Source organism: Microvirga tunisiensis (assembly GCF_009296175.1).
Classification (GTDB): domain Bacteria; phylum Pseudomonadota; class Alphaproteobacteria; order Rhizobiales; family Beijerinckiaceae; genus Microvirga; species Microvirga tunisiensis.
This window is the reverse complement of record NZ_VOSK01000493.1, coordinates 1-3,702: the sequence shown is the minus strand read 5'-3', so window position 1 is coordinate 3,702 and position 3,702 is coordinate 1. Positions and strand designations below refer to the sequence as shown.

At 62.2% G+C, this 3,702-nt stretch carries 4 protein-coding genes and 1 pseudogene; 2 read left to right on the top strand and 3 right to left on the bottom strand.

What is annotated here, in order from left to right; all coding sequences use genetic code 11:
- Window positions 1-411: 411 nt before the first annotated feature.
- Both FS320_RS40000 and FS320_RS39995 read left to right on the top strand, forming a co-directional pair.
- The gene (locus tag FS320_RS40000; protein WP_152717993.1) at window positions 412-1,482 is read left to right on the top strand and encodes an IS110 family RNA-guided transposase; all 1,071 of its coding nucleotides are present in this window, start codon (window positions 412-414) and stop codon (window positions 1,480-1,482) included.
- Between the two features lie 16 nt (window positions 1,483-1,498).
- Window positions 1,499-1,684: pseudogene (locus FS320_RS39995) on the top strand (IS3 family transposase); the annotation flags it as partial.
- Window positions 1,685-1,760: 76 nt separating this feature from the next.
- Here the strand turns inward: FS320_RS39995 and folK are convergent.
- Genes folK through folP form a run of 3 tightly spaced genes read right to left on the bottom strand, consistent with a single transcriptional unit; the run spans window position 1,761 to window position 3,407 of the window.
- Window positions 1,761-2,234, bottom strand: a complete 474-nt coding sequence (gene folK / locus FS320_RS39990; RefSeq protein WP_152717991.1) for a 2-amino-4-hydroxy-6-hydroxymethyldihydropteridine diphosphokinase — start codon at window positions 2,232-2,234, stop codon at window positions 1,761-1,763.
- A complete protein-coding gene (folB, locus tag FS320_RS39985; protein WP_162003555.1) occupies window positions 2,227-2,595 on the bottom strand; it encodes a dihydroneopterin aldolase in 369 nt (122 codons plus the stop codon). Before folB ends, folK begins: the two co-directional genes overlap by 8 nt.
- Complete coding sequence (gene folP / locus FS320_RS39980; protein ID WP_152717987.1) at window positions 2,592-3,407, bottom strand: dihydropteroate synthase; 816 nt, start codon at window positions 3,405-3,407, stop codon at window positions 2,592-2,594. Before folP ends, folB begins: the two co-directional genes overlap by 4 nt.
- Between the last annotated feature and the right edge of the window lie 295 nt (window positions 3,408-3,702).

Genomic DNA, 3,702 nt, shown 5'->3' with positions numbered 1-3,702 from the left:
ACGTCCCGCCACAGGGGGCCGACCCGGTGACGGCAACGGCGCTCGTCCAGACCGATCCGACCGGCGCTTTCGAATGCTCATCGCAACCTCCTCCTTCAGGGTGTTGCGACGACCGTTTGAATCCGTCCAATATGCTGCCGAGGCCTATGCCCGACAGCTTGCTGCGATGGGTGCCAAGCCATCGATGAGCCGGACGGGCTGTTGTTACGACTGTGAGAATGTCAGAGCCGCTCGGAGGGTCTGACCCTTGTTATGATTGACCGCGTGTCATTGCATTGACGTGTCGGCCTTCCGGGTGGCACCTGGCGGTCTGCTGTCGCGTGACTTGATAGGAGCTTGAGGACACCCGTCCCGTCACAGTCCTGTCCGCCCGCAGGATCCCGCCAGGGCCTACCCCGCGGAGGACCAGAAATGCATGACATCGACCCCGCCGAGATCATCATCGGCATTGACACCCACAAAGAGGCCCATGCTGCCGTCGCGATCAACGGGCTGGGCGCTCGCCTTGACGCGATGACCGTCCCGGTGAGCCTTCGAGGCTATCAGGAGCTAGAGACGTGGGCTCGATCCTTTGGCCGAGTGCGCGCGTTCGGGATCGAGGGAACCGGCTCCTATGGCGCTGGCCTGTCGCGCTTCCTGCAGGAAAGAGGCCACGGCGTCATCGAGGTCAACCGCCCCAATCGCCAGATCCGGCATCAGCATGGCAAGACTGATCCGCTGGATGCCGAGAACGCGGCCCGCTCCGTTCTCAGTGGCCAGGCCCGTGCGGCCCCCAAGTCGGGTACCAGCTCGGTCGAGATGATCCGCCACCTCAAGGTGGCACGCGACACCGCCGTGAAGAGCCGCACCCAAGCGATGGTTACCCTCAAGACGATCATCATCAACGCTCCCATTGCTTTGCGAGAGAGTCTTGAGGGGCTCACCGGCACGATGACGCTTATCCGGCATTTGGCAGCCTTAAGGCCGGGCACGATGAGGTCACCGACTGCCTCCGCCAAAGCGGCCCTACGCGCTCTGGCTCGACGCTGGCTCATGCTCGATGCTGAGATCAAGAGCCACGATGCTGCTCTCGATGCTCTGACCACCGCCTGCGCCCCAGCTCTGAAAGAGGCTCATGGGATGGCGACCGGCACAGCGGCCGAGATGCTGATCCTCGTCGGTGACAATCCTGAGCGCATTCGCTCCGAAGCGGCCTTCGCCAAGCTGTGCGGCGCCTGTCCTATTCCTGCCTCGAGCGGCAAGACCTCGCGTCACCGGCTCAACCGCGGTGGCCACCGTCAGGCCAACGCGGCTCTGTATCGTGTGGTCATTAGCCGGATGCGCAGCCATTCTCCCACCCGCGATTATGTCCGGAAGCGAATGGCAGAGGGCAAGGGCAAGATGGAGATCATTCGCTGTCTCAAGCGCTTCGTCGCGCGGGAGATCTTCGGCTATCTCTGCCGCACCAGCAGGCCCGCCACAACCATCTCTTCAACCTCTTGACCTCTATAGGAGCATCAATGCCCCAATGGAGTCGTTCTTCCACTCCCTGAAAGTGGAACTGGTCCATCAGCGGGGCTGGGCAACGCGTGAAGAGGCGCGGCGGGACCTGTTCGGCTATATCGAGGGCTACTATAATCGGCAGCGCATTCACTCGTCGCTCGGGTATCTCACCCCAGAACAGGCCGAGCGGGAAGCGGGCTAACCCGGTGTCCACGCAATCGAGGGAAGATCAGGATTGGCCTGAGAGTGGAAATGGACGGCAGCAGCCGCGTATTCAGCTAGGTCAGCTTGGTGATGTCACTACAGTTCACGTTAGCGAGCATGTCTGCAACGGTTTTCTGACCGAGCTTCAGATCGGGTGCAATCTCGGCCAGTGGCCCCAGAACGAAAGCGCGCTCCGCCAAATACGGATGGGGCAGGGTCAGGCTGGGGGTGTTCACCTCAAGGTCGCTGTAGGTGAGAATATCGATATCGATCACCCGTGGGCCCCACTTGACTTCCCGGACCCGTCCGAGCTCTCGTTCCACCCGAAGACACAGGGCCAGGAGGTCGTTCGGCGCGAGCTCGGTGTCGGCCACCGCGCAGGCATTCACGAACCAGTCCTGAGCAACAGGCCCCCACGGCTCTGTATGGTAGTCTGCAGAGCGGGTGAGAATTCTTGCCCCACCCGTGTCAAGAGCTGACAGCGCCTTGGCAATGTTGCCGCGCTTATCGCCGAGATTGCTGCCGAGGCCGAGTGTGACCCTAGCCATCGCGCGACCGTCTGATCTCGACGGCGATACCATCAAGGATGAAGGGGACCGGCGCCTCAGGCTTCTCGACCCGGACCGCCACGGACACCACCGGTGAGAAGCCGTCGAGCACGCTGGTGGCGATCGCCTCGGCCAAGGCTTCGATGATACGGAAGCGGCGGGTGGTGCCGATCTCATGAATGAGCCTGGCGAGGCTCGCGTAACAGACCGTCTGCCGATAATCGTCTGCCTGCCCGGCCGGTTTCAGGTCAAGCGAGCAGGTCAGGCTGACGTAGAAGCGTTGCCCCAGCCGGGCTTCTTCGGCATGAACGCCATGGTGGGCATACAGTGCCAGGCGGGACAGCGTGATCGTGTCGCTCACGGCAGGCTCCTCAGCAAGATATCGGCCACGCGGCATGCCTCAACGTGCGCCTTGACGTCGTGAACGCGAATGAGGTCGGCACCCCGGCTCACGGCGGCCAGATGCGCTCCGAGAGTGCCGAAGAGCCGGTCGCGTGGGGGGACTTGGGGATCGTAAAAGCGGCTCAAGACCGATTTGCGGGAGGCTCCCACGAGCACGGGGAAGCCCATGGCCTTCAGCTCCGGCAGGCGGCGAAGGGCCTCAAGGTTCTGGCCGGCTGTCTTGCCAAAGCCGATCCCGAGATCAAGGATCAAGCGTGCGTCTGGGATACTGGCTTGGCGGGCGAGAGTCAGGGAGTGCTCAAAGAAGCGCAGCATGTCGACCACGATGTCGAGCGAAGCATCGACCTCGGCGCGATTGTGCATCACGATCGCGAAAGCATCCTGTTCCGCTACGACGGCCGGCATATCGGGATCGCGCTGAAATCCCCAGATGTCATTCACGATCCTGGCTCCCGCTGCGAGGGCACCCCGGGCGGTGGATGCTCGATAGGTGTCGATGGAGATTGGTACCTTCAGGACGGGAGCAAGAGCCTGGATCACCGGCAGGACCCTCCGCTGCTCCTCCTCGACGCCAACGGGCGTGTGGCCCGGACGCGTGGACTCCCCGCCGACGTCGATGATGTCAGCGCCCACTGTCTCCATCATGCGGGCATGGTTGACTGCAGCGGTATGATCGCTGAACAGACCTCCATCCGAAAACGAGTCAGGCGTGACGTTCAGGACACCCATGATCAAGGTGCGTGTGCCGAGGTCGTTCAGGATCGCTGTCATGGCTCAATTCCGGTCAGGAAAGGGCCTCCTTCTGTCGCGGTTTGCGCCAGAAGTCGAGCCCTGGTTGATAGGAGGGCCAAGAGGCACGACTCGAAACCAGCCACAGTTTCAGGACATTCTCGGCTTTGGTACTTGGGCAGGCCAGGCGTCCATATCCCTCCTGCTTAGTGGTGCATCCGGCAGGTAGAAGGGTATAATGGCAGTCCCCTTCTGACCTGCTGGCGGAGGCGACCCATGGCATCGGTCTTGTTACGGGAGATGACTGCTGCTGAGCATGCGGCAGTGCAAAAGTTGG